General features: G+C 63.5%; 3 protein-coding genes and 1 pseudogene. 3 read left to right on the top strand and 1 reads right to left on the bottom strand.

Annotated features, from left to right (window positions below; genetic code table 11):
- A pseudogene (locus tag J6524_RS36865) lies at positions 1-286 on the top strand (IS4 family transposase); the annotation flags it as partial.
- A gap of 120 nt (positions 287-406) precedes the next feature.
- Here the strand turns inward: J6524_RS36865 and J6524_RS36860 are convergent.
- Positions 407-2,773: a thiamine pyrophosphate-binding protein gene (locus J6524_RS36860; protein WP_225678740.1), complete on the bottom strand. Its 2,367-nt coding sequence runs from the start codon at positions 2,771-2,773 to the stop codon at positions 407-409.
- 137 nt (positions 2,774-2,910) lie between these two features.
- Here J6524_RS36860 and J6524_RS36855 point away from each other — a divergent pair, with 137 nt between their 5' ends.
- Both J6524_RS36855 and J6524_RS36850 read left to right on the top strand, forming a co-directional pair.
- A complete protein-coding gene (locus tag J6524_RS36855) occupies positions 2,911-3,372 on the top strand; it encodes an Lrp/AsnC family transcriptional regulator (protein ID WP_225678739.1) in 462 nt (153 codons plus the stop codon).
- A 237-nt stretch (positions 3,373-3,609) separates the two neighbouring features.
- Positions 3,610-3,823: helix-turn-helix domain-containing protein (locus tag J6524_RS36850; RefSeq protein WP_225678389.1), on the top strand; the 214-nt coding region annotated here is incomplete at its 3' end.

Below are 3,823 nucleotides of genomic sequence, written 5' to 3'. Positions count from 1 at the left end.
ACTTGTTCAGGCTCGCGACGGACGCAGCGCTGAACCTGCCAGCAACGCGTTCAACCAAGAGCAGATCAAGTTACTCGCCGCGCTTGCCACCAAATACGAAGGCAGGACCAAACTCCAAAGCAATCCCCATCGCCCGCAAACCTTGGCCTGGGCCTCATGGATCATTGCTCGCCTCGGCGGATGGGATGGATACCCTCGCACCAAACCCGGCCCCATCACCATGAGGCATGGCCTCCAATACTTCTTGGGCGTAGCTTCCGCCTGGGAAACCCTCAAAGACGTGTGAATCAGCTAGTGCGAACGCAGGGACCCATACGCCGCGGCCTATCTTTGGGTGCGCTGGCAAACGCCTTCCTCGACAACTACTCCCTGTGGTTATGGGTCCCTGCATTCGCAGGGACGACGACTATACTGCCATCTTCCTGTGCCGCACGGGTGCTCCAACCGTCAGGCTTTCTGCGGCGTCGATGATGGCGTTGGCGTCGATGCCGTAGTGGCAGTAGAGGTCACGGATAGTGCCAGTCTGGCCGAATTGCTCAACGCCGAGCGCCTCGAGCCGGTGGCCGCGCACGCTGCCGAGCCAGCCAAGCGCCGCCGGGTGGCCGTCGATCACGGTCACGATGCCGCAGTCGCGGTTGAGAGGCGCCAGCAGCTTTTCGACATGGCTGAGATGCTGGACGGCGCGGCGGTCGCGCCGCAAATTCCGGGCGGCGGACCATCCCGCATGGAGCCGGTCCGCCGAGGTTACCGCCAGTAAGCCGACATCGCGGTGGCTTTCGCCGATGAAGCCCACCGCCTCGATCGCCTCCGGCGCCACCGCGCCGGTATAGGCGATCACGATGTCGCAGTTCGGCCCCGGCTCGCGCAGCCAGTAGGCGCCCTCGGTGATGTCCCGCTGCAGGTCCGGCGTCATGATCCGCTGCGGCTGGTCGATGGTGCGGGTCGAGAGGCGCAGATAGACCGAGCCGCCCTCGCCGTCTTCGCGCTGCATGTGACGAAACCCCCAGCCCATGATCGCGGCGAGTTCATCGACGAAGGCCGGTTCGAACGAGGCCAGCCCGTCCTGCGCCATGCCGATCAGCGGCGTTGCGATCGACTGATGCGCGCCGCCTTCCGGTGCGAGCGTAATGCCAGACGGCGTCGCTACCACCATGAAGCGCGCATCCTGGTAGCAGGCATAGTTCAGCGCATCGAGGCCACGCTCGATGAAGGGATCATAGAGCGTGCCGACCGGCAGCAGCCGCTCGCCGTTGATCTGATGCGACAGCCCGAGCGCCGAGAGGATGATGAACAGGTTCATCTCGGCGATGCCGAGCTCGAAGTGCTGTCCCTTCGGCGAAAACTCCCAGCTATAGGCGGACGGGATCTTCTCCTGCCGGAACAGGTCGTGGTTCTCGGCCTTGGCGAACAGTCCGCGGCGGTTGACCCAGGCGCCGAGATTGGTCGACACCGTGACGTCGGGCGACGCAGTGACGATCCGCGACGCCAATTCGCTGTCGCCGCGCGCGAGCTCGTTGAGCACCAGCCCAAAGCCCTGCTGGGTCGACATTTGCGCGGCCGGCTTGAAAGCGAGCCGCTCGGGCACCTCGATGACGGGCGCGGTCAGCCGACGGCGGCCCTCTTGATTGAAGGGTGCAGCCGCCAGGAAGGCTTCGAGCCCGGCCGGCGGCTGCGACAGGCCTTCGAACTTGTCCCATTCGTGACCGGGACGGATGTTCTGCGCGGCGCGCCACTTCTCCATCTGCGCGACTGTCATCAAGCCGGCATGATTGTCCTTGTGACCCTGCATCGGCAGGCCGACGCCCTTGATCGTGTAGGCGATGAAGCAGACCGGGCGATCGTGGTCGATCGCCTCGAAGGCTTCGATCATGCTGGCCATGTCGTGGCCACCGAGATTGGACATCAGCGCAAGCAGTTCGTCGTCGCTGCGCCGGTCGATCAGTTGCGAGACCTCGCCCTGATCGCCGATGTCGTCCTGCAGATGCTTGCGGAACGCGGCCCCGCCCTGGAAGCACAGCGCGGCATACATCTGGTTCGGGCAGTTGTCGATCCAGCGCTTCAGCGCCTCGCCGCCGGGCTCGGCGAACGCGGCCTGCATCAGGCGGCCGTATTTCACGATCACGACCTCCCAGCCGAAATTGCGGAACATCGTTTCGAACTTCGCCCACAGCCCTTCGCGCACGACGGCGTCGAGACTCTGGCGGTTGTAGTCGACGACCCACCAGGTGTTGCGCAGCGCGTGCTTCCAGCCCTCGAGCAGCGCCTCGAAAATGTTGCCCTCGTCCATCTCGGCGTCGCCGACGAGTGCGATCATCCGCCCTTCGGGCCGGTCCTTCATCCAGCCATGCGCGGTGACGTAGTCCTGCACCAGCGAGGAGAACAGGGTTTGTGCGACGCCAAGGCCGACCGAGCCGGTGGAGAAGTCGACGTCGTCGGCATCCTTGGTCCGCGACGGATAGGATTGCGCGCCCTTGAAGCCGCGGAAATTTTCCAGCTTCTCGCGGCTCTGGTGTCCGAACAGGTACTGGATGGCGTGAAACACCGGGCTCGCATGCGGCTTCACCGCGACGCGGTCCTGCGGACGCAGCACAGAGAAGTACAGCGCCGACATGATGTTGGCGAGCGAGGCGGACGAGGCCTGATGACCGCCGACCTTCAGCCCGTCGACGTTGGGCCTGACATGGTTGGCGTGATGGATTGTCCACGACGACAGCCAGAGCACCTTGCGCGCCAACGCAGTCAGCAATTCGAGACGTGCGGGCTCTATGGGCATGGCCATGCTCCGGGCGGGATCAGTATGCACCGATCTTAGCGGCGGCGCAGGCGCCAAACTTCTCAATTTCCTGCGGCATACCGTCCAATATTGGGATAGATTACCACAGTACCCCTCCAAACCGAGAGTTTATTCCAATGGCTGCCCTCGACGCCATCGACCGCAAGATCCTCAGCCTGCTGCAGACCGATAGCCGCATGACCATGCAGGAGCTCGCCGACAAGGTCGGTCTCTCCGTGTCGCCCTGCCATCGCCGGGTGAAACTGCTCGAAGAGCGCGGCGTCATCACCCGCTATATCGCGACAGTCGATCAGAAATCGCTCGGGCTGCATGTCAGCGTCTTCATCTCGATCAAGCTGGCGCGGCAGAAGGAGGAGGACCTCAACCGGTTTGCCAAGGCGATTTCGAAGTGGGACGAGGTGCTGGAGTGCTATCTGATGACCGGCAACCGCGACTATCTGCTGCGCGTGGTTGCTGCCGACCTCTCCTCCTATGAAGCGTTTCTGAAGAACAAGCTGACACGGCTGGATGGTATTGCCTCAATCGAGTCGAGCTTTGCGCTCAGCCAGGTGAAGTACTCGATCGCGCTGCCGGTGTGATGTGGCTTTCTGTTTGATAGCATACAGTCTCGACGCGCAGGCGGGAGGCTCCCTCCCCCCTTGCGGGGGAGGGCTGGGGAGAGGGGTAAGCCACGCACACCGCCGTTGCCGCCACCCCTCTCCCTAACCCTCTCCCGCAAGGGGAGAGGGAACGCGGTCCTAACCGGCTACATGGGTGACAGAATAGACCGACGACATGGGTAACAGGTCAACTGATCGGCAAGGAGGGCCTTGCCGATGGGACTTGGGGGAACCTGTGCCGTGGAAGAGCGGATGCGCTTTGTGATGGCGGTTGAGGAGCGGCAGGAGTCGTTTGCAGCGATTTGCCGGCGGTTCGCGGTGAGCCGGAAGACCGGCTACAAGTGGCTCGAACGTTATGAGGAAGAGGGCATCGCGGGCCTGTCGGATCGCACGCGCGCCCCGCATCATCATCCACACGCGATTGCCGAGG

This window comes from Bradyrhizobium hereditatis, assembly GCF_020329435.1.
Taxonomy (GTDB): Bacteria; Pseudomonadota; Alphaproteobacteria; order Rhizobiales; family Xanthobacteraceae; genus Bradyrhizobium; species Bradyrhizobium hereditatis.
This window is presented reverse-complemented; position numbering and strand designations above follow the sequence as displayed.